The following is a 19,453-nucleotide window of genomic DNA, read 5'->3' as shown; positions in this document are numbered from 1 at the left end:
ATGACACTCGACTGCATTGAAATAGAAACCGGCAAAGCGCCCACCGCCAGCGTCATCGTCCTGCACGGATTGGGCGCCGACGGCAACGACTTCGTGCCGATCTGCGGTGAATTAGAGCTGGCGCCGGTCGGCGCCGTGCGCTTCGTCTTCCCGCATGCGCCGGTACGGCCGGTCACCATCAACGGCGGCCACGCCATGCGCGCCTGGTACGACATCCTCGGCGCCGATGTGGTGCAGCGCGAGGACGAATCCGGGCTGCGAGCCTCGCTGCTCGAGGTCGAAGCGTTGATCACGCGCGAAAAGGAGCGCGGCGTCCTCGCATCGCGCATCGTGCTGGCCGGCTTCTCGCAGGGCTGCGCCATGACCCTGCTCGCCGGCTTGCGTCATGAAGAGCGGCTGGCCGGGCTGGCTGGACTTTCAGGCTATTTGCCGCTGGCCGCACACACCGAGACCGAGCGCAGCGTCGCCAACCGCGACACGCCTGTGTTCCTGGCCCACGGGCGCGCCGACCCGGTCATTGCGCTGTCGCGCGCCATCGCCACGCGCGACGCCCTGCTCGAACTCGGGCAGCCGCTGGAGTGGCATGAGTACGCCATGCAGCATGCGGTGTGCGCCGCGGAGATCGGCGACTTGAACCGCTGGTTGTTGCGTGTGTTGGCGCATCAGGCCGCGCCCCGCAGCTAGGGTCCGTTGCCTTGTAGTGGCGCAGCGCTGTCGGCGCGCCGCTACCAGTCGCGCAGCCGCAATTTGAGCTTGGCGACGATCGAGGCGTGGATCTGCGACATGCGCGCGGCGCTCAGGCCGAGGTTCTGAGCCACGTCGGCCTGGTCAAGCCCGTGCTCGTAGATCATTTCCATGACCTTGCGCTCGCGCTCGTCGAGCGCGTCGAAGGCGCGGTTGAGCGCGAGGTGGCGCTGACGGCGCTGCAAAGCGTGCGCCGGGTCGGCGTGCTCGTCCGTCAGGTGATGCGATTCGTCGTTGCCCAGCTCGGCGGCGGTGTTGGCCTCGAACTGCACATCGTCGAGCGAGTCGTCGTGGCTGCGTCTGGAGCCCGCACCGGCCTCGACCATGGCGTCGTGTAACTGCGCCAGGGCCCAGCCGAGTTCGTTGGCAACCTCCTGGGCACGCGGTGCGCGCAGCAGTCGGTGCTCGAGTTCCTGCACGGTGTTGCGAATCACGCGCTGGCGTCGGCGAGCCTCTCTGGAAAGGCTGTCCGCCATGCGCAGCGTGTCGAGCATCGCCCCTTCGATGCGCCGTGAGGCATAGGTGTCGAACGTGGCACCCCGGTCGGATTCAAAGCGCGTGATCGCTTCATCCAGACCGATCATCCCGGCTTGCACCAATTCGTCGATGCCCACGTTGGCGGGCGCGCGCGCACTCACCCGACCGGCGATCTTGCGCACGAGCAATGAGTGCTCGCGCAATTGCGCACTGCGCGCGCAACTCCGCTGGGTGATCGAAACGGGTTCGAGAGCGGTCACTAAGAAACCATCGGTCACTGTTGCGTCATTCACCCACCGAGTGTGTTCGTCAATTCAGCTACGTTGGCTCGAGATTCGTAAAAGTCGTCATCAAACTTCACTGTGAAGTGTCGACAAGACAGCCTTTTGTGACGTTTGCACGCCTCGCGCGCTGCGTGCGGATGTCACCGGGTGCCTGGGCTCGAACCGGGCTCAGCCTCAACAACACGCCTCCGCAATCGCCGATCGACTGTGTCTGACCGCGTCTTGGCGCACGCAACCGGCGTCGCGCCTGGCTTGCCCTGAAACAAAGCGCCCTCAAAGGCGGCCCTTGCAGTTGGGTGCGCCGCAGCGGCAACGCAGGCGGCCTGCGTGATGGCTCAGGCCGTAATCGACCACGATCTCCTCTCCGGTGCGAATGTCACGCATTGCATAAATCTCCACGCGGCCCTGGCGGATGCGCAGCGACGCATTCGGCGTACAGGCGTGGTTGGTAAAGCGCAGTGGGTCGCTCGATTGCGAAGCGTCGATCGCGCGCTGCTCGGACACCTCGACGATCATGATGCGCTGCAGCTCGCGGGCGCGGCGCCTCGCCTCGCGCACGCTGATGGCTTCACCGCGGATCTCGCCGATCTTGCGGCGCGCCGGGATCGGCTCGCCGGCGAAGGCGCCGTGTCCGTCGATGCGGCTAGCGAGCACCTGCACGGCGTACTTCTGCGGGTCGGCCGGCGCGCCGCGCAGCCGCTGCGAGGGCGGTGTTTCGGTGGACGGCGCCGCGGGTTCGCGCGCATCGAGCCTGGGCATGCCGCATTTTGGCCCGTCGGTAGCGCACGAGGCTGCCACGTCGGTCGGGTGCTCGGCCTGCTCTCCTACAGCCGGGAGGGCCGATTGCTCTTACAACGAACCCTCGCTGCCCAGAGTCCAATCGCTTTCATGGTTGCCGCCTCGTCCTCGTTCTCGTTCAAGGTCCTTACGGTCAACACCCACAAGGGTTTCACCGTCTTCAACCGCCGGTTCATGCTGCACGAACTGCGCGAGGCGGTGCGCGGCGTGTCGGCCGATGTCGTGTTCCTGCAAGAAGTGCAGGGCACGCACGCCAAGCACCAGGGACGGCTGGCCGACTGGCCTGAAGCGCCGCACTATGAATTCCTGGCCGATTCCATCTGGCCGCAGTTCGCCTACGGTCGAAACGCGGTGTACCCGAGCGGCCATCACGGCAACGCGCTGCTGTCGAAATTTCCGATCGTGCACCACGAGAACCGCGACGTATCGATCGCCGGGCCGGAGCGGCGCGGGCTTTTGCACTGCGTCTTGCGCCTGCCCGACCACGAGCCGCAGGTGCATGCAATCTGTGTGCACCTCGGCCTGCAGGAGAGTCACCGCCGCCAGCAACTCGAGTTGTTGCGCCACATGATCGAAGACGAGGTGCCGGGCGATGCGCCGCTCCTGATTGCCGGCGACTTCAACGATTGGCGGCGCCGCGCGCATCACGTGCTCGACCGCTGTGCCGGCCTGCACGAGGTGTTCGTGAGGGCGCACGGCCAGGCCGCCAAGACCTTTCCGGCGCGCTGGCCAATGCTCTCGCTCGACCGCATCTACGTGCGCAACGCGCGCGTGCATTCGCCCATGGTGTTGCCGCGCCGGCCCTGGTCGCACCTGTCGGACCACGCGCCGCTGGCTGCGGAGATCAGCCTGTGAACATCCCGGGCAGGCCGGCCAGGAGCGCGCGCTGGAAGCCCGGCCATGCGCTGCGCCTGCTCGAAAACGGCGAGGAGTTTTTCCCCGCGGTGTTCGAGGCGGTCGGCGCAGCACGTCGCGAGGTGCTGATCGAGACCTTCATCCTGTTCGAAGACAAGGTCGGCCTGGCGCTGCGCGACGCGCTCGTCGCCGCCGCGAGGCGCGGCGTGCAGGTCGATCTCACCGTCGACGGCTTCGGCTCCTCCGAACTGACGCCGCCCTACATCGCGAGCCTCTGCGACGCTGGCGTTCGCCTGCACGTATTCGACCCGCAGCCGCGCCTGTTCGGTTTTCGGCTCAACGTGTTCCGGCGCATGCACAGAAAGCTGGTGGTGATCGACGGCGAACGTGCCTTCGTCGGCGGCATCAACTATTCGGCCGACCACCTGGCCGATTTCGGCCCCGAGGCCAAGCAGGACTACGCCGTCGAAGTCGTCGGGCCGGTGGTGGCCGACATCCGCCGCTTCGTTAGCGACGCGCTCGACAAGCCGGCGCCAGGTCGGCACTGGTTGCGGCGCCGCGCCGACGCGCGGACTGTGCCGGACCCGACCCAGGCCGAAGCCGGCCCCGCCCAGGCGATGTTCGTGACGCGCGACAACGCCGAGCACCGTACCGCCATCGAACGCCACTACCGCGTCGCCATCCGCTCGGCGCGCCACGAGGTGGTGATCGCCAACGCCTACTTTTTCCCCGGCTACCGGCTACTGCGCGAGCTGCGCCGCGCGGCGCGCCGCGGCGTGCGCGTGCGGCTGATCCTGCAGGGCGAGCCCGACATGGCGATCGTGAAGACCGCCGCCGAGATGCTCTACGAGCATCTGCTTCGCGCCAACGTCAAGGTCTACGAATACTGCAAGCGCCCGCTGCACGGCAAAGTGGCGCTGGTCGACGACGAATGGTGCACGGTCGGCTCGAGCAATCTCGACCCGCTGAGCCTGGCGCTCAACTTGGAAGCCAATCTGGTGGTGCGCGACCGCGCCTTCAATGCCTGCCTGCGCGAACGGCTGGAGTCGCTCATGGAGCATGGCTGCAAGGAAATTTCGGTCGAGCCGAACGCCGGCAGCCGGGTCTGGCGCGGCGTGCGCAGTTTCTTCGTGTTCCATTTCCTGCGGCGCTTTCCGGCTTGGGCCGGATGGCTGCCGGCTCATGCGCCGCGACTGGCTTCGACGCAGCCGCCTGCGGCGCCAGAAGCTAGCTCCGGCGCGTCGGGGCTGCCCGATCCCCACTGAAATGGGCTCGCGGTCTTCGTCCAATAGCCCGGCCACCGCCCGCAAGTCGGGGATCACCGTGCCCGATCGCTCGCGCGGCGGCATCACGTCACGACCATGGTGGCCTGGTTTGAAGCGTGTGCTCACCTGCGCGTTCTTCGCGCTGGTAGCGTGGTTGATCGTCAAGCACGCACGGCAAATCGAATGGTCCGACGTGTTTGTCGCCATGCAACGCTACACCACCCCCACGCTACTGGCGGCCGCCGCGCTGGCGCTCGCGAGCCACGCCGTCTACGGCAGCTACGACGTATTGGGCCGGCACTACGCCGGGCACGACCTGCGCATCCGCCAAGTGATCGGCGTCACCTTCGTGAGCTATGCCTTCAACCTGAACTTCGGTTCGCTGGTCGGCGGCTTCGCGTTTCGCTACCGCCTGTATTCACGGCTCGGCCTGGACACGGCCGTGATCACGCGAGTGCTGGCCTTGAGCCTCACCACCAACTGGCTGGGCTATCTGGCCCTGGGCGGTACGCTATTCCTACTGCGCCCACTGGAGCTGCCGCCCGATTGGAAGCTGGGCAGCGGCGGACTGCGCTGGCTGGGTGCGAGCATGCTCGCGACCTCGCTGGCCTACCTGGCGCTGTGCGCGTTCGCGCGCCGACGCAGCTTCAACCTGCGCGGGCACGACTTCACCTTGCCCGGCGCGCGACTGGCGCTGCTGCAGTTGGTGTTGTCGATGCTCAACTGGGCGCTGATCGGCGGTGTTGTGTTCATGCTGCTGCAGCGCCAGATCGACTACCCCACCGTGCTCGCCGTGCTGCTGGTGGCCGCCGTGGCGGGTGTGATCGCACACGTGCCGGCCGGGCTGGGCGTGCTCGAGGCGGTGTTCGTCGCCCTGCTCTCGCACCGTGTGCCGACGACCGAGTTGCTTGCGGCGCTGCTGACCTACCGGGCGATCTACTACCTCGCACCGCTCGCCGTGGCGGTGCCGCTGTATCTGACGATGGAGGCACGCGCCCGCCGGGCGGGCTGCGCAGGTGGGCAGGCGGTCGGGCCGCGCGCCCAGAGCAGCTGAGCCGCTAAGTGCCGGGCTGCGATTTCAGCAGGATTCGATAGCAGGACATCACGTTTGGCCCGCTTTCATCGGCGCTTCGCAGCAGCGAAGCGCTCCGGCGCGCCGTATTTAACGCGGCGGCGACGCGATTGCCGGCATGCTTGGCTTTCCCACCCTTGCCAGCTTGCCCGCCGCCATGCTCGATCGAAGACTCAACGTCACGAAATCCCTGTACGACTCCGATGGCTACCGCCACTGCCTCGTGCAGGCCACGCCGCAGCAGATCCTCACCCTGCTCGAAGGGTTCTACTGGCTGTGGGATCGCGCTTCGGGCAGGTGCCTGATCGAAGGCATGGGCGCCGTGCGCCTGGGCAACTGCAAACCTTCCTACGGCGCATTACAAGCCCACCGCAGCCGCGTGGAGGAAACGCGTGCCTTGCTGCTGGCCCAGCGGGCGATGATGAAGGCCGCGATCAGCTCGTCCAGTGCCGCTGCGCCCGCCCCGACGCCGCTGCGGGCTCAAGTGCCCGCGCCGACGACAACGCAGAATCAGACGCAGCAAGAGACGCCGGCCCTGGCGCCCCGGGCGCCGGGGCCAGCATCACCGCCGCGCACGCGCGCCGGCCGTCGTCGCGCGGCGGACGCCCCCTGATTGCAGCAGGCGCGTGCGGCCGGGCGCCGCTACGATGCGGGCGTTCCGGCCCGCTCTCGACCCGCCTCATGAAGTTCCTGTTGCGCGTATTCCGCTCGTCCACGCGCTGATTGCGCTGATCTTCGTACTTGCGTCGCTGGCGCTGGTGGCCATCGGGATGCATACCGGGTGGGAGGCGCTGGGCGATGGCCTGACGCACAAAGCCTCACTGGGCGTAATCGAAGCCATCGGCCTGATCGCGGTGGCGGTCGTGGCGCCGCTACAGATCGGCCAGACCATCATCGAAGAGAGGTCGTGCGCGAGGCGCACGTGAGCGCGCCGACGCGGGTGCGGCGCTTCCTGTCGCGCTTTCTCGTCGTGGTGGTGGTGGCGCTGGCGATCGAGGGCTTGGTCGCCGTGTTTCAGGCGTTGCACGAAGCGCCCGAGCGACTGCCCGAAGCGGCGTCCGTGTTGCTGGCGGTGGGCGCGCTGCTGGCCGGCTGGGGGTGTTCATCAAACTCAACCGCGCGGCGGAGGAGCTGGAGCCTGAGGCCATGGCCGAGGCCAAGAGCGAGGACGTGAAACTCAAGTGAAGCAGCGGGGCGCCTACCAGCGCAGCGCCCCGGCCGCGCTTCAACCCTCGCGACGGCGGCGTCGCGTCGTGGCGCCCACGGCGAGCAGGCCAGCGATCATGAGGGCGTAGGTGCTGGGCTCGGGCACCGGCGAAACGGCCATCAGCACCGACGGCTGCTGCCCGACGCAGTCCGAGCAATCGCTGGCGGGTGGCCCGGACAAGACCGTGAACGGCGAACCCGCACCGCCTGACGCGCCACCGGGCCCGCCAATAAAGGCGCGTGGGCCGGACCGGGTGATCGGTGCATCGCCCAGATCGGGGCCGGCCTCGTCGCCGGGCGTTCCGGGCACGGCACCGTCGCTGCCGCCACTCGACGGCCCGCCCGCGGGCGGGTGCGCAAAGGCAAGCACGAATGGCTCAAAAAACTCATCGGTCGGCGGATAGTCGAACAGCACCGTGCTGCTCAAGGCCGGAGCGTCGCGGGTGCCGACCACCACCAGCGAAACCGGCTCGACACCGCCCACCGAACCGCCACGCCCGGCCGTAGGCCACGGCGCGATCTTGCCCAGCGACTCGTCGGGTCCACCGGTAGGCGCGTGCGCCAGCAACTTGGCCTGCGCGCGCGGATCGTGCTCGGCCTCGCCACCGGGGAATTGGCTGGCCCTCATGGAATACGTGCCGATGCCTGTGGCCGCGAGGCACACCAGCGCAATGAGACTTCTGAAGATCGCCTTACGTTTGCGCGTATTCATGATTCAGCCCTCCGACGCTTAATTGTGTTGCGCTAGCGCCGTGGGCGTTGCGACACCTTTAGTGTGCCGGCTGACACGCACCAGCGCAGCCCCCATTCGCAGGCGTCATGCCCCCTCGGTCACGGGGTAAGCGGATGTATACCGTGCCGGAGTTGACCCATCGCGCTACACGGCTCGCGAGAACACCAGCAGGCGGCCCTTGTAGCCGGCAGTGTCGAACGTGGCGGGGACATCCAGGCGTTGCTCGTGCAGCGAGAAACCCAGCAGGCGCATGTGGCGCGCGAACGCGGGGCGATTGCCCCTGTTGGGATCGACCATCCACACCGCCGCGGAAGGCAGCGCGTGGCGAGCGATGAAGCCGGCAAGCGATCCGCGCTCGTCGCGCTCGTAAAGCAGGTCGCTGCCGATGATGAGGTCGTAGCGCCCCTGCACCGGCAAGAGCCCCACGGGCCCTTCAACGCCGAACGTGTCGTCCTGCCAATGCCCATGTCGATAGGGCAACTGCGCAAGCGCATTGAGCCGTACGTTTTCGGCCAGGAAGCTGGCGGCCAGCGGGTGGCAATCGCTGGCGGTAATGTCCGCGCCGCGACGGTGGCTCACCAGGCTGGCCAGCGCCAGGCCGCAGCCAATTTCCAGAATGCGCTCGCCCTGGCAGACCGGCCGCAGCGCCATGCGAGCCGCGAGTTGGTAGCCCGAAGGCCAAAGCAGCCCGAACAGCGGCCAAGCCGCCGACGAAATGCCCAGCCGCAGTGCAACGCCGAGCGGGTCGGCGAACTGCTGGCGGTCGAGCAGCGAGCGGATCTGCAGGTCGGCGACGCCGGTAACGGCGATGCGCTCGTGCTTGACTTGGTAGCCGGGCAAGAGCGCTTCCTAGCAGAGCGTGGCGACCCCGTCGGTAGAGATCGCCTCGCGGCAGTGATAAGGCGGCCCAATGCCCGCCGCGGCATCCTCTAGAGCTAGCACGCTCACCAGCGGCGGCTGCGAACTGACGGCGCCGAAGATGGTGGCAAAGGCCACATCGGCGGCGTCGCGGCCTGTGCCGAAGCGCACCAAGCCCATCGGCGTGGCCGTGGCCGATGGATCGAAGATGACCCACTGCTCACCCAGGTAGACCTCTACGTAAGCATGGAAGTCGGGCGGACCGAGGGCGGGGTCGGCGCCGTAGTCGGTGCCTGTGGCAAAACGCGCCGGGATGTTGACGGCGCGGCACAGCGCAATCATGAGGTGCGCGAAGTCGCGGCATACGCCGCGTTGTTCGATCAGGGTGTCGACCGCCGCGGTGTTGCTGTTGGACGAATTGGACGTGAAGCTGACCCGCTCGCGCACCCACGCCTGGATCGCCTCGACGCGTGCGTGGCCCTGGCGCAGCGCGCCAAACTCGCGGATCGCCAGCTTGATGAGGCGATCGGATTGGCAGTAGCGGCTTGGGTACAGATAACCGAGCACCGTCAGCGGCATGCGCTCCACCGGCACCTCGGCGAGCGTTTCGGGTGCCGCGAAGTGGTGTCGCAGCTCCACCGTGGCGCGGTAGGCCACGTGAAGGGCCCCGGCCCGCGCTTTCAGGCGCAGGTAACGGTTGCCGGTGGCGGGGTCGGTGTCCACGCGGTGCTCGACCGGCGGGCTCAGCGTGAGCTGTTCGCTGGCGAGGGTCTGGCAAGCGGTGTGCGCGGCGTGGATGTTGAAGACGAAATCGGCGCCGTACTCACCCACCAGGTAGTTCAGGTCGAGAGCGAGGCTGAGCTTGATCATCGTGGTCGGCATGTCGAGGGCAATGAATGCTGAGCACGAAGCATGCCGTTGGTCCAACCGAGTATGCCCCCGCCTCTTGCCAGACGGTGCGCACGCATCCGCTACGCTTGGCGGATCATGAGCAAACTCAGAAATTCCCTGGTGCAGCCGGCCGCCGCAGCGGCGCCTGAACGATGGTCCGTCACCGTCGCCGCACAAGACACGGTGAGCCTGGAGATTCCCGCCGATGCGCAGCGCGAGCGCAGCTTCGACGAAGCGGCAAAGCTGGCCGAACAAGGCGACCGCTCGGCACTGACGCGTCTGACCTGGATGTATGAAGCCGGCCGCGGCGTGCCGCGCAACCTCGACGAGCCGCCCGGCGCTTCACGGCAGCGGCCGAAGCGGGTGACCCCGAGGCCCAGTACGCCTTGGCGATGATGTTTCGAAACGGCAAGGGCAAGGAACGTGATCTGGCGCAAAGCGAGGCCTGGCTGCGTCATGCGGCGGGGCAAAACTACCCGGCCGCGGTGTCGGCGCTGGCGTCGGCTGCCGGAGTGCGCTGAGCGAAGCGCGGCGTCCAAGAACGGCTGCGCCGCCCGCCTGCGCGGCAACTACCGCTGACCTTTCTCCAGTGATCACACGTCGATATTCGCCGCCCTCAGGGCGTTGGCCTCGATGAAGTTTCTTCGCGGCTCCACCTCGTCGCCCATCAACATCGTGAACACCCTATCCGCCTCGATCGCATCGTCGACCTGCACCCGCAGCAGGCGCCGCACGGTCGGGTCCATGGTGGTCTCCCATAGCTGCATCGGGTTCATCTCGCCCAGGCCCTTGTAGCGCTGGCGGCCGACGCTGTTCTCGGCTTGCAGCATCAGCCACGCCATCGCCTGGCGAAAGTCGCTGACCTTGGCTTCCTTTTGCTTCTCGCCTTCACCCTTCTTGATGAGGGCATCGGCTGCCACCAGGTCCTTGAAGGCAAGCCCGGCATTGGCCAGGGCTTCGTAGTCGGCGCCATGCACGAAGTCGGCAGTGATCACGCTGCTCTTGGTGTTGCCGTGATGGCGGCGGCTGATGCGCAGGATGTGCTTGTCGGTGCGCACGTCGAATTCGGCGCGAACCTCGGCGTCATGCAGCGCCGCGGCCAGGCCTGCGGCAGAGGTCTCGGCCTCGGCCAGGGTGTCCAGGTCCAGCGGCAGGCCGTCGGCAATGGCGCGAAGCGCTTCGACGTCCATCCAGTTGGCCAAGCGCGCGCTCACGTTGCTGGCCAGCACGTACTGGCGCGCCAGCGCTTCGAGCGCTTCGCCTTGCAGCACCGCACCGTCGACGCCGGTTTCCAGGCGCGCGTCGCGCAGTGCCACACGCAGCAAGTAGGCATCGAGCTCCACGCCGTCCTTGAGGTACTGTTCTTCCTTGCCGAGCTTGACCTTGTAGAGCGGCGGCTGCGCAATGTAGATGTGGCCGCGCTCGACCAGCTCCGGCATCTGGCGGTAGAAGAAGGTCAGCAGCAGCGTGCGGATGTGGGCGCCGTCCACATCGGCGTCGGTCATGATGATGATGCGGTGGTAGCGCAGCTTGTCGGGGTTGTATTCGTCCTTGCCGATGCTGGTGCCCAGTGCGGTGATGAGCGTGAGGATCTCGTTGCTGGTGAGCAGCTTCTCGAAACGCGCCCGTTCCACGTTCAAGATCTTGCCGCGCAGCGGCAGGATCGCCTGGAACTTGCGGTCGCGGCCCTGCTTGGCACTGCCTCCGGCGGAGTCGCCCTCGACGATGTAGATCTCGCACAGTGCCGGGTCTTTTTCCTGGCAGTCGGCCAGCTTGCCGGGCAGCCCCATGCCGTCGAGCACGCCCTTGCGGCGTGTCAGTTCCCGGGCCTTGCGCGCGGCCTCACGCGCCCGCGCGGCCTCGACGATCTTGCCGCAGATGATCTTGGCATCGACCGGGTTCTCGAGCAGGTAATCGTTGAGCAGCTTGCCGACGATTTCTTCGACGGGGCCGCGCACTTCGCTGGACACCAGCTTGTCCTTGGTCTGGCTGCTGAACTTGGGCTCGGGCACCTTCACGCTGATCACGCAGGCCAGACCCTCGCGCATGTCGTCACCAGCGATCTCGACCTTGGCCTTCTTTGCCAGCTCGCTCTCGTCGATGTACTTGTTGATGACGCGCGTCATGGCAGCGCGCAGGCCGGTGAGGTGAGTGCCGCCGTCGCGCTGCGGAATGTTGTTGGTGAAGCACAGAACGTTTTCGCTGTAGCCGTCGTTCCACTGCATTGCCACTTCAACGCCGATGTTGGTATTGAACTCGCTCATCTTGTCGCCCAGGGCGTGGAAGATGTTCTGGTGCAGCACTTTCTTACCGGTGTTAATGAACTCGACGAAACCCTTCACGCCGCCGGCGTAGGCGAAGTTGTCTTCCTTGCCGTTGCGCTCGTCGACCAAGCGAATCTTCACGCCGTTGTTCAGAAACGAGAGTTCGCGCAAGCGCTTGGCCACCACGTCGTAGTGGAAGTCGATGTTGGTAAAAATCTCTTCATCGGGCAGAAAATGCACCTCGGTGCCGCGCTTCTCGGTTTCTCCGGTGATCTTCATTGGACTGACCTCGAAGCCGCCCCGCTGCTCGAGCACACGGTCCTGCGGCACACCGCGCTTGAACTCCATGAAATGCATCTTTCCTTCGCGGCGCACCGTCAAACGCAGCGACTTGGACAAGGCATTCACGCAGCTCACACCCACGCCGTGCAGGCCGCCCGAGACCTTGTAGCTGTTCTGGTTGAACTTGCCGCCGGCGTGCAGCTCGGTCAGCGCAATCTCGGCTGCACTGCGCTTGGGCTCGTGCTTGTCGTCCATCTTCACGCCGGTCGGAATGCCGCGGCCGTTGTCGATGACGGAGATGGAATTATCGGAATGGATAGTGACGACGATGTCGTCGCAATGGCCGGCCAGGGCCTCGTCGATCGAGTTGTCGACCACTTCAAAAACCAGGTGGTGCAGGCCGGTACCGTCGGAGGTGTCGCCGATGTACATGCCAGGGCGCTTGCGCACCGCTTCCAGGCCTTCGAGGATCTGAATCGAACCTTCGCCGTAAGCGAGCGATGCGTCTGATCCCACTGAAATGACGTGGCCCTCGGCCGATGGCACGGGTTGTTGCGTCACGCCGCTACTGGCGTCGTGCTGTGGAGTCTTTGGATCACTCATGGGGGCTTTCTTCACTCTCGGGTGGCAGGCCTTTGGGCCCGGGTACCACTCCTTTAAAACGCCGCAGCGGGCTCGCGGCCCGCTGCTCTCTGGTGGTCGGGTTAATGCGCTCAAATGCGCATCGGCATGACCACGTATTTGAAGCCGGCTTGCTCGGGCACGGTCACAAGCGCTGAGCTATTGGAGTCTTGCAGCGACAGAGTCACCATCTCTTGCCCCATATTGGCCAGAGCGTCCATCAGGTAGGTGACATTGAAGCCAATCTCGATGGCGTCACCACCGTAGTCAATTTCGATCTCTTCCTTGGCTTCTTCCTGCTCGGCATTGCTCGATGCAATCCGCAGGCTGCCGGGCTCGATATTCAGGCGCACGCCCTTGAACTTTTCGCTCGTCAGAATCGCGGCGCGCTGCAGGCTCGCCAGCAGGGGCAATCGGCCCAGCGTGACATGGTTTTTATGGGTCTTGGGAATGACACGGTTGTAGTCGGGGAACTTACCCTCGACCAGCTTGGTGACGAACTCCATGCCAGAGAACGCGAACTTGGCTTGGTTGCCGGCAAATCTCATCTCGATCGGCGTGTCTTCTTCCTTCAGGAGCCGCTGCAGTTCGAGCACGGTCTTGCGCGGCAGGATCACCTCCTGTCTGGGCATTTCTACGTCGAGATTAGCCTGTGCCAGCGCCAGCCGATGGCCGTCGGTTGCAACCAGCGTGAGGCTCTTGCCTTCAGCCACGAACAAGATGCCGTTCAGGTAGTAGCGAATGTCATGCACCGCCATGGCGAAGTGAACTTGCGCGATCAAGGCCCGCAACGAGTTCTGCGGAACGCTGAACACAGGGCCGAAATCGGCGGCCTCTTGCACCAGCGGAAAATCTTCCGAAGGCAGGGTTTGCAGGGTGAAGCGGCTCTTGCCACCGGTCAGCGTGAGTTTGTTCTGCGCGCTCGACAGAGTGACAGTCTGCTCGGGGGGCAAGGTCCGCAGGATGTCGATGAGTTTTCTGGCACCGACGGTGGTGTTGAAGTTGCCCTCATCGCCGTCGAACTCGCCGCGCGTGCGCACCTGAATTTCGAGATCACTGGTGGTGAACTCGATCTCGCTGCCCGTCTTGCGCAGTAGCACGTTGGCCAGCACCGGCAAGGTGTGTCGGCGCTCCACGATGCCGGACACGGCCTGGAGCGCTCCCAAAAACTTTTCCTGCGGGCTCTTCAAGACAATCATTTAAACCTCTTGGAGTAGTCGTTGTAGTAGAAGCCGACGTGTTCTGTGGACAAGGGCATTTTCTCTCGTTCCTACGGTCACTTAGCTGGGCTGCAACCCTGTGTGCCGATGCGCCGGTCGCTTGGGAGTCGGACACAACAACTTCGCTCGGCGCGCCGGTGCTGTGGATGACCTGCTGCTTGTTGGAAACTTGTCCCCAGGCTTGTCACTTGACGTGATGGCGATCGGCATGCTTTAGCCCTTGAGTGTCTGCTCGAGCACATGCAGTTGCTGGTTCAGTTCGGTGTTCTTGGTCCGTTCGCCGCCGATCTTGCGCACCGCGTGCAGCACTGTGGTGTGGTCGCGGCCGCCGAACAACTCACCAATTTCTGGCAGGCTCTTTTGCGTGAGCTCCTTGGCCAGGTACATGGCAATCTGCCGGGGCCGGGCGATCGAGGCAGGGCGCTTCTTGGAGTACATGTCGGAGATCTTGATCTTGTAGAAGTCGGCGACGGTCTTCTGGATGTTCTCGACGCCGACCTGCCGGTTCTGGATCGACAGCAGGTCTTTGAGCGCCTCGCGGGCAAGCGCAATGTTGACGTCTTTGTGCGAAAAGCGCGCATACGCCAGCACCTTGCGCAGTGCGCCTTCGAGTTCGCGTACGTTGGCACGCACGTTCTTGGCAATGAAAAACGCCACGTCCTCTGGCATCGGTGCGCCTTCGACGTCGGACTTCTTCATCAGAATGGCCACGCGCATCTCGAGCTCGGGCGGCTCGATGGCCACGGTCAGCCCGGCATCAAAGCGTGAGGTGAGGCGCTCGTCGATGTCGGCCAGCCCCTTGGGGTAGGTGTCGCTGGTCATGATGATGTGCGCCTTCTTGGCCAAGAGCGCTTCGAAGGCATTGAAGAACTCCTCCTGGGTGCGTTCCTTGCCGGCGAAGAACTGCACGTCGTCGATGAGCAGCAGGTCCAGTGAGTGGTACTTGGCCTTGAGTTCATCGAAGGTCTTGCGCTGGTAGTTCTTCACCACGTCGGTGATGAACTGCTCGGCGTGCAGGTAGAGGATGCGTGCGTCGGGCTTGTCGCGCAGCAGGGCGTTGCCCACTGCGTGGATCAGGTGCGTCTTGCCCAGGCCCACGCCGCCATAGATGAACAGTGGGTTGTACATGACGCCCGGCGCGCCAGCCACGTGCAACGCCGCGGTGCGCGCCATCTGGTTGGCACGGCCGGGCACCAGCGTGTCGAAGCTGAGCGAAGCGTTCAGGCGGTGCAGCGGCGTCGGTGCGGGCGCGCTGAACGCAACGGCCGGGCCGCCGTTCGGCCCCGAACCCCCCAACCACTGACCAATCGCTTGCAGGTGGCCCGTGCCGCGAGCCACATCCGGCCCGCGCGGCGACGCTTCACGCAAGGAGAGTTGTAAATCAAGGCGCACTGGCTTGCCCGCCGCCTCGCTCAACACCGCTTCGATGCGCGCACCGTACTGGTTGCGAATCCAGTCGAGCTTGAAGCGATTGGGCACGCGCAGCACCGCCACGACTTCGCTGCCGCGATCGACCATTTCAGCCGCCGGCAACGGGCGTATCCAGGTGTTGAACTGTTGCTCTGGCAACTCGGTCGCCAGGCGTTCGCAGCCACGCAACCAGACATCAGCGATCATTGTTTTCGTTGTGGACAATTCATTCGGAGCGGTTGGATTCTAGTCGCTACGAGCCGCTTTAAAAGGTGGTTATCCACAGTTTAGAAGCGCCGATCAAACTGCCCGCAACCAGGCTTCGCGGCGCAAGCCGTTGACCTAAAAGGACGTTTTTGCTCTAATGCCTGGTTTCCCTGGCCGCGTTTGCGACTAGGGGCCTTTCAGCCGCGCCGGCGCGGCATCGGCCCAACACACTCTACCTGCGCTGCCGAGAGTTCCCAAACGCCCTGAGGTTTAGTTCATCATGAAACGCACCTACCAACCGTCTAAGATCCGCCGCGCCCGCACCCATGGTTTTCTGGTGCGCATGAAGACGCGTGGCGGCCGTCACGTGCTCAATGCGCGTCGTGCCAAGGGCCGCAAGCGTCTGGGCCTCTGAGTTCGATCCTTGCGAAAGCGGGCGTGAGCCGGTGTGCGGCAGGGCAGGGTCTCGGTGCCGCCGATTTTGAACGTGCCTTGAGTACGCGAGCTTGCGCCCGCACCGAGCACTTCGCGCTCCATTACCTGCCACAGTCGCCTAAGTTGTCAACAACCGGCGAAACGCCGCGCGCGCCCACTGTGGAAGACTGCCTGCGTTTCGGGCTTGTTGTCCCCAAACGCCATGCGCGGCGCGCGGTGACGCGCAGCCTGATCAAGCGTCAGGGCCGAGCCGGCTGGCTGCGCCACGCTGGCGCGCTGCGCGCGGGGGACTGGCTGCTGCGCTTGCGCAGTCCGTTCTCCGTGGCCCAGTTCCCGAGCGCCGCGTCCAACGCGCTGCGCCGCAGCGTGCGCGCCGAGGTCGAGTCGCTGTTTGCCAAGGCGCACACGCCGACGACGCAATGCGAGCGTTGCTGATCGCGCTGGTGCGCGGCTACCGATTGCTGCTCAGCCCTTGGCTCGGCAGTGGATGTCGTTTCACGCCGAGTTGTTCGGCGTACGCGCTGCAGGCGCTCGAGTGGCATGGCGCGCTGGGTGGAAGCGTTCTTGCCGGGCGCCGCGTCCTGCGTTGCCATCCCGGATGTGCCGGCGGCCACGATGCCGTGCCGTCGGTCTTTACTTTTCGACGCGCGGTCGCCGCGGTGTCCTCTTCCCCGTCCGAGAGTTCCTCATGACCGATATGCGCCGCACCCTGCTGTGGGTGGTATTCACGATGTCGCTCGTTTTGCTGTGGGACGGCTGGAACAAGCATGCCGGCCGGCCCTCGATGTTTGGCGGTGCGTCGCGCCCGGCGGCAGGTGCTTCTGCGCCGCTCTCCGCGCCGGGCGCCGTGCCCGCCGCGACCACCATCGCCGCGGCCTCGGTGTCTGCCCCCATCGGGGCGCCGCCCTCTGGCGCGGCCTCGGCGCCTGCTGCCGCGCAGACGGTGACAGTCGCCACCGACGTCGTCAAGGCGACGCTTGACGCGCGCGGCGGCGACGTGGTCCGGGTCGAACTGCTCACGCAGGTCGACCAGAACGACCGCAGCAAGAACGTGGTGCTGCTCGACCGCTCGGCGGCCCGCATCTACCTCGCGCAGACCGGGCTCATCGGCGCGGCGGGGCTGCCCACGCACCTGACGCCGATGCTGCTGCAGCCCGGCGAAACCACCCTGGCGCCCGGCCGCGACGCGATCAGCGTGGTGTTCGAGTCGCCCGAGCAGGGCGGCGTGAGGCTCAGGAAGACGCTAACTTTCAACCGCGCGAGCTATGCGGTGCAGGTGCGCCACGAGGTCGTCAACACTTCCGGCGCGTCGCTCTCGCCGCAGCTCTACCTGCAACTTGTGCGCGACGGCAACCCGCCGCCCGGGGAGTCGAGTTTTTACAGCACGTTCACCGGCCCGGTCATCTATACCGACGCGAGCAAATTCACCAAGATCGAGTTCAAGAGCATCGAAAAGACCGCCGCCGAACACGACAAAAGCGCCGACAACGGCTGGGTCGCGATGGTGCAGCACTACTTTTTCTCGGCCTGGTTGCACAACGACAAGGCGCCGCGTGAGTTCTACACCCGCAAGGTCGACAACAACCTTTATGCGGTGGGCGAGATCTTCGCGCTTGGCGAGATCGCGCCCGGCGCAGCCAAGGTGTTCGACAGCCAGTTGTTTGTCGGACCGCAAGAAGAAAAGCGCCTCGAGGCGTTGTCACCGGGCCTGGAGCTGGTGAAGGACTATGGCTGGTTCACCATCATTGCCAAACCGCTGTTCTGGCTGCTCGACCAGCTGCACACGCTGCTGGGCAACTGGGGCTGGGCGATCGTGGCGTTGGTGGTGCTGCTCAAGGCGGCGTTCTACGGGCTCAACGCGAGTGCGTACCGGTCCATGGCCAAGATGAAGGCGATCAACCCCAAGGTGATGGCACTGCGCGAGCGCCTGAAGGACAAGCCGCAACAGATGCAGCAGGAGATGATGCGCATCTACAAGGAAGAGAAAGTTAATCCGCTCGGCGGCTGCTTGCCGATCCTGGTGCAGATGCCGGTCTTCATTGCGCTGTACTGGGTGCTGCTGTCGAGTGTGGAGATGCGCAATGCGCCGTGGGTCGGCTGGATCACGGACCTGTCGGTGAAGGATCCGTTCTACATCCTGCCGCTGGTGATGACGGCGACCTCGGTCTTCATGACTTGGCTGCAACCGACGCCGCCCGATCCGATGCAGGCCCGGATGATGTGGATGATGCCGCTGGTGTTCGGCGTCATGTTCTTCTTTTTCCCGGCCGGGCTGGTGATGTACTGGATCACCAACAACCTGCTGCAGATTGCGCAGCAGTGGTGGATCAATCGCCAGATGGGCGTGAACTGACGCGCACCACCGCACCGTTGCAGGCAACGCCCCGCACCGCGGGGCGTTTGCTTTTCAGCCATGACAATCGGGAGCATGCTGCCGCGCCACCAAGACCCCATCGTCGCCGTTGCGACCGCGCCGGGCCGTGGTGCGGTGGGCATCGTGCGCATTTCCGGGCAGGCGCTGGGGCCGTTCGTCCGCGCGCTGTGTGGCCGCGTACTGATGCCCCGGCATGCGCACTTCCTACCGTTCCTCGACGCACGCGGCGAGCCGATCGACCGGGGCCTCGCGCTGCACTTTCCAGCGCCCCACAGCTACACCGGCGAAGACGTGCTCGAGTTGCAGGCGCACGGCGGGCCGGTGCTGCTGCAGTTGCTTTTGGCGCGCTGCCTGGAAGCCGCGGCCGAAACCGACGCGCGCAGCGGTCAGACCAGGCTGGCGGGCTTGCGCGTTGCCGAGCCGGGCGAATTCACCCAGCGCGCCTTCCTCAACGACAAGCTCGATCTGGCGCAGGCCGAGGCGGTGGCCGACCTCATCGATGCCAGTACCGAGGCGGCGTCGCGCTCGGCGTCGCGCGCGCTGGCCGGCACCTTCTCGCGCGAAGTCGACGGCCTGCGCGAACGGCTGATCGAGCTGCGCATGCTGGTCGAGGCAACGCTAGATTTTCCTGAAGAGGAGCTCGATTTTCTCGAGCAGGCCGACGCAAGCGGGCGGCTTGTGCGCATGGCCGCTCAGCTCGATTCGGTGCTGGCGCGAGCCCGCCAGGGCGTGCTGCTGCGCGAGGGAATGCGCGTGGTGTTGGCCGGCCAGCCCAACGTGGGCAAGAGCTCGTTGCTCAATGCCTTGGCTGGCGCCGAGTTGGCGATCGTGACGCCGATCGCCGGCACCACGCGCGACAAGGTGGCCGAGACGATCCAGATCGAGGGGGTGCCGCTGCATGTGATCGACACCGCCGGCCTGCGTGCCGAGCCCGAGGCGCGCGACGAGGTCGAACGCATCGGCATGCAGCGCAGCTGGGAGGCCATCGTCGACGCCGATGCCGTGATCTTCCTGCACGACCTCACGCGCATCGGCGAGCCCGCGTACGACGCGGCCGAGCGCGAGATCGCGGAGCGGCTAGCGCCCGGCGCGAGCGTGGTCGATGTCTTCAACAAGATCGATGCTGCACCCGCAGCGGCGTTGCCCGAAGCGGCCCTGACAATCTCTGCACGCACCGGTTTCGGGCTGCAAGCGGTGCGCCAACGCCTGCTGACGCTGGCCGGCTGGCGCGCCGGCAGCGAGGGTGTGTTCATCGCCCGGACCCGCCACTTGCAGGCCTTGCATGCCACCCGTGAGCATTTGCTTCAGGCGCAAGCGCTGGCAGCATGCGCAGACGGCGCACTCGACCTGCTGGCCGAGGAACTGCGACTGGCGCACGACGCGCTCGGTGCGATCACCGGCGCCTTCACCGCCGACGATCTGCTTGGCGAAATCTTCGGGCGCTTTTGCATCGGGAA

The 19,453-nt window shown here is 65.6% G+C and carries 20 protein-coding genes and 1 pseudogene; 13 read left to right on the top strand and 8 right to left on the bottom strand.

From position 1 onward, the window contains the following. On the top strand, positions 1 to 684 hold the full coding sequence (locus RMO12_RS00450; protein ID WP_309626435.1) for a dienelactone hydrolase family protein: 684 nt from the start codon (positions 1 to 3) through the stop codon (positions 682 to 684). 41 nt (positions 685 to 725) lie between these two features. Here RMO12_RS00450 and RMO12_RS00445 read toward each other — a convergent pair whose 3' ends face one another. Together RMO12_RS00445 and RMO12_RS00440 are read right to left on the bottom strand one after the other, a co-directional pair. Continuing rightward, positions 726 to 1,481 carry a sigma-70 family RNA polymerase sigma factor gene (locus tag RMO12_RS00445; RefSeq protein ID WP_309637798.1) on the bottom strand — a complete coding sequence of 252 codons (756 nt, stop codon included), beginning with the start codon at positions 1,479 to 1,481 and terminating at the stop codon, positions 726 to 728. 297 nt (positions 1,482 to 1,778) lie between these two features. Then, complete coding sequence (locus RMO12_RS00440; protein ID WP_309637797.1) at positions 1,779 to 2,264, bottom strand: SET domain-containing protein-lysine N-methyltransferase; 486 nt, start codon at positions 2,262 to 2,264, stop codon at positions 1,779 to 1,781. 129 nt (positions 2,265 to 2,393) lie between these two features. Here RMO12_RS00440 and RMO12_RS00435 point away from each other — a divergent pair, with 129 nt between their 5' ends. From RMO12_RS00435 to RMO12_RS00415, 5 genes and pseudogenes are all read left to right on the top strand, one after another. Further along, on the top strand, positions 2,394 to 3,158 hold the full coding sequence (locus RMO12_RS00435) for an endonuclease/exonuclease/phosphatase family protein (RefSeq protein ID WP_309637796.1): 765 nt from the start codon (positions 2,394 to 2,396) through the stop codon (positions 3,156 to 3,158). Next, entirely contained in the window at positions 3,155 to 4,423 is a 1,269-nt protein-coding gene (gene clsB, locus RMO12_RS00430) for a cardiolipin synthase ClsB (RefSeq protein ID WP_309637795.1), read from the top strand. The genes RMO12_RS00435 and clsB overlap by 4 nt, the downstream gene beginning before the upstream one ends. Positions 4,424 to 4,481: 58 nt before the next feature. Continuing rightward, positions 4,482 to 5,477: a lysylphosphatidylglycerol synthase domain-containing protein gene (locus tag RMO12_RS00425; RefSeq protein WP_309637794.1), complete on the top strand. Its 996-nt coding sequence runs from the start codon at positions 4,482 to 4,484 to the stop codon at positions 5,475 to 5,477. A gap of 175 nt (positions 5,478 to 5,652) precedes the next feature. Then, positions 5,653 to 6,108, top strand: a complete 456-nt coding sequence (locus tag RMO12_RS00420; RefSeq protein WP_309637793.1) for a hypothetical protein — start codon at positions 5,653 to 5,655, stop codon at positions 6,106 to 6,108. A gap of 68 nt (positions 6,109 to 6,176) precedes the next feature. Beyond that, positions 6,177 to 6,680, top strand: a pseudogene (locus RMO12_RS00415) (hypothetical protein). A 40-nt stretch (positions 6,681 to 6,720) separates the two neighbouring features. On the opposite strand, the gene RMO12_RS00410 reads toward RMO12_RS00415, so the two are convergent. The 3 genes from RMO12_RS00410 to RMO12_RS00400 form a co-directional block, all read right to left on the bottom strand. Beyond that, entirely contained in the window at positions 6,721 to 7,413 is a 693-nt protein-coding gene (locus RMO12_RS00410; RefSeq protein WP_309637792.1) for a PEP-CTERM sorting domain-containing protein, read from the bottom strand. Positions 7,414 to 7,578: 165 nt separating this feature from the next. Further along, the gene (locus tag RMO12_RS00405; RefSeq protein ID WP_309624275.1) at positions 7,579 to 8,274 is read right to left on the bottom strand and encodes an SAM-dependent methyltransferase; all 696 of its coding nucleotides are present in this window, start codon (positions 8,272 to 8,274) and stop codon (positions 7,579 to 7,581) included. A 9-nt stretch (positions 8,275 to 8,283) separates the two neighbouring features. After that, positions 8,284 to 9,162, bottom strand: a complete 879-nt coding sequence (locus RMO12_RS00400; RefSeq protein ID WP_309637791.1) for a transglutaminase family protein — start codon at positions 9,160 to 9,162, stop codon at positions 8,284 to 8,286. A gap of 117 nt (positions 9,163 to 9,279) precedes the next feature. Between RMO12_RS00400 and RMO12_RS00395 the strand changes: the two genes are divergently transcribed. Both RMO12_RS00395 and RMO12_RS00390 read left to right on the top strand, forming a co-directional pair. Next, the gene (locus tag RMO12_RS00395) at positions 9,280 to 9,579 is read left to right on the top strand and encodes a hypothetical protein (protein WP_309637790.1); all 300 of its coding nucleotides are present in this window, start codon (positions 9,280 to 9,282) and stop codon (positions 9,577 to 9,579) included. Beyond that, a complete protein-coding gene (locus RMO12_RS00390) occupies positions 9,576 to 9,704 on the top strand; it encodes a hypothetical protein (protein ID WP_309624272.1) in 129 nt (42 codons plus the stop codon). The genes RMO12_RS00395 and RMO12_RS00390 overlap by 4 nt, the downstream gene beginning before the upstream one ends. A gap of 72 nt (positions 9,705 to 9,776) precedes the next feature. Here the strand turns inward: RMO12_RS00390 and gyrB are convergent, their stop codons facing one another. The 3 genes from gyrB to dnaA all read right to left on the bottom strand — a co-directional run bounded on the left by gyrB (position 9,777) and on the right by dnaA (position 15,187). Beyond that, the gene (gene gyrB, locus RMO12_RS00385) at positions 9,777 to 12,332 is read right to left on the bottom strand and encodes a DNA topoisomerase (ATP-hydrolyzing) subunit B (protein WP_309624271.1); all 2,556 of its coding nucleotides are present in this window, start codon (positions 12,330 to 12,332) and stop codon (positions 9,777 to 9,779) included. A gap of 110 nt (positions 12,333 to 12,442) precedes the next feature. Continuing rightward, a complete protein-coding gene (dnaN, locus tag RMO12_RS00380) occupies positions 12,443 to 13,549 on the bottom strand; it encodes a DNA polymerase III subunit beta (protein WP_309637789.1) in 1,107 nt (368 codons plus the stop codon). 234 nt (positions 13,550 to 13,783) lie between these two features. Then, positions 13,784 to 15,187 (bottom strand): chromosomal replication initiator protein DnaA, encoded by a 1,404-nt coding sequence (dnaA, locus tag RMO12_RS00375; RefSeq protein ID WP_309637788.1) that lies wholly within the window; start codon positions 15,185 to 15,187, stop codon positions 13,784 to 13,786. A 280-nt stretch (positions 15,188 to 15,467) separates the two neighbouring features. Here dnaA and rpmH point away from each other — a divergent pair, with 280 nt between their 5' ends. The 5 genes from rpmH to mnmE form a co-directional block, all read left to right on the top strand. Then, on the top strand, positions 15,468 to 15,602 hold the full coding sequence (gene rpmH, locus RMO12_RS00370) for a 50S ribosomal protein L34 (protein WP_309626229.1): 135 nt from the start codon (positions 15,468 to 15,470) through the stop codon (positions 15,600 to 15,602). 23 nt (positions 15,603 to 15,625) lie between these two features. Continuing rightward, positions 15,626 to 16,057 (top strand): ribonuclease P protein component, encoded by a 432-nt coding sequence (locus RMO12_RS00365; RefSeq protein ID WP_309626230.1) that lies wholly within the window; start codon positions 15,626 to 15,628, stop codon positions 16,055 to 16,057. Further along, complete coding sequence (gene yidD, locus RMO12_RS00360; protein WP_309626231.1) at positions 16,042 to 16,314, top strand: membrane protein insertion efficiency factor YidD; 273 nt, start codon at positions 16,042 to 16,044, stop codon at positions 16,312 to 16,314. Before RMO12_RS00365 ends, yidD begins: the two co-directional genes overlap by 16 nt. Beyond that, the gene (gene yidC / locus RMO12_RS00355; protein ID WP_309637787.1) at positions 16,311 to 17,975 is read left to right on the top strand and encodes a membrane protein insertase YidC; all 1,665 of its coding nucleotides are present in this window, start codon (positions 16,311 to 16,313) and stop codon (positions 17,973 to 17,975) included. Before yidD ends, yidC begins: the two co-directional genes overlap by 4 nt. Before the next feature lie 75 nt (positions 17,976 to 18,050). Further along, on the top strand, positions 18,051 to 19,453 hold a 1,403-nt coding region (gene mnmE, locus RMO12_RS00350; protein ID WP_309637786.1), incomplete at its 3' end, for a tRNA uridine-5-carboxymethylaminomethyl(34) synthesis GTPase MnmE.

It is taken from the genome of Methylibium sp., assembly GCF_031393925.1.
GTDB lineage: Bacteria > Pseudomonadota > Gammaproteobacteria > Burkholderiales > Burkholderiaceae_C > Methylibium.
This window is presented reverse-complemented; position numbering and strand designations above follow the sequence as displayed.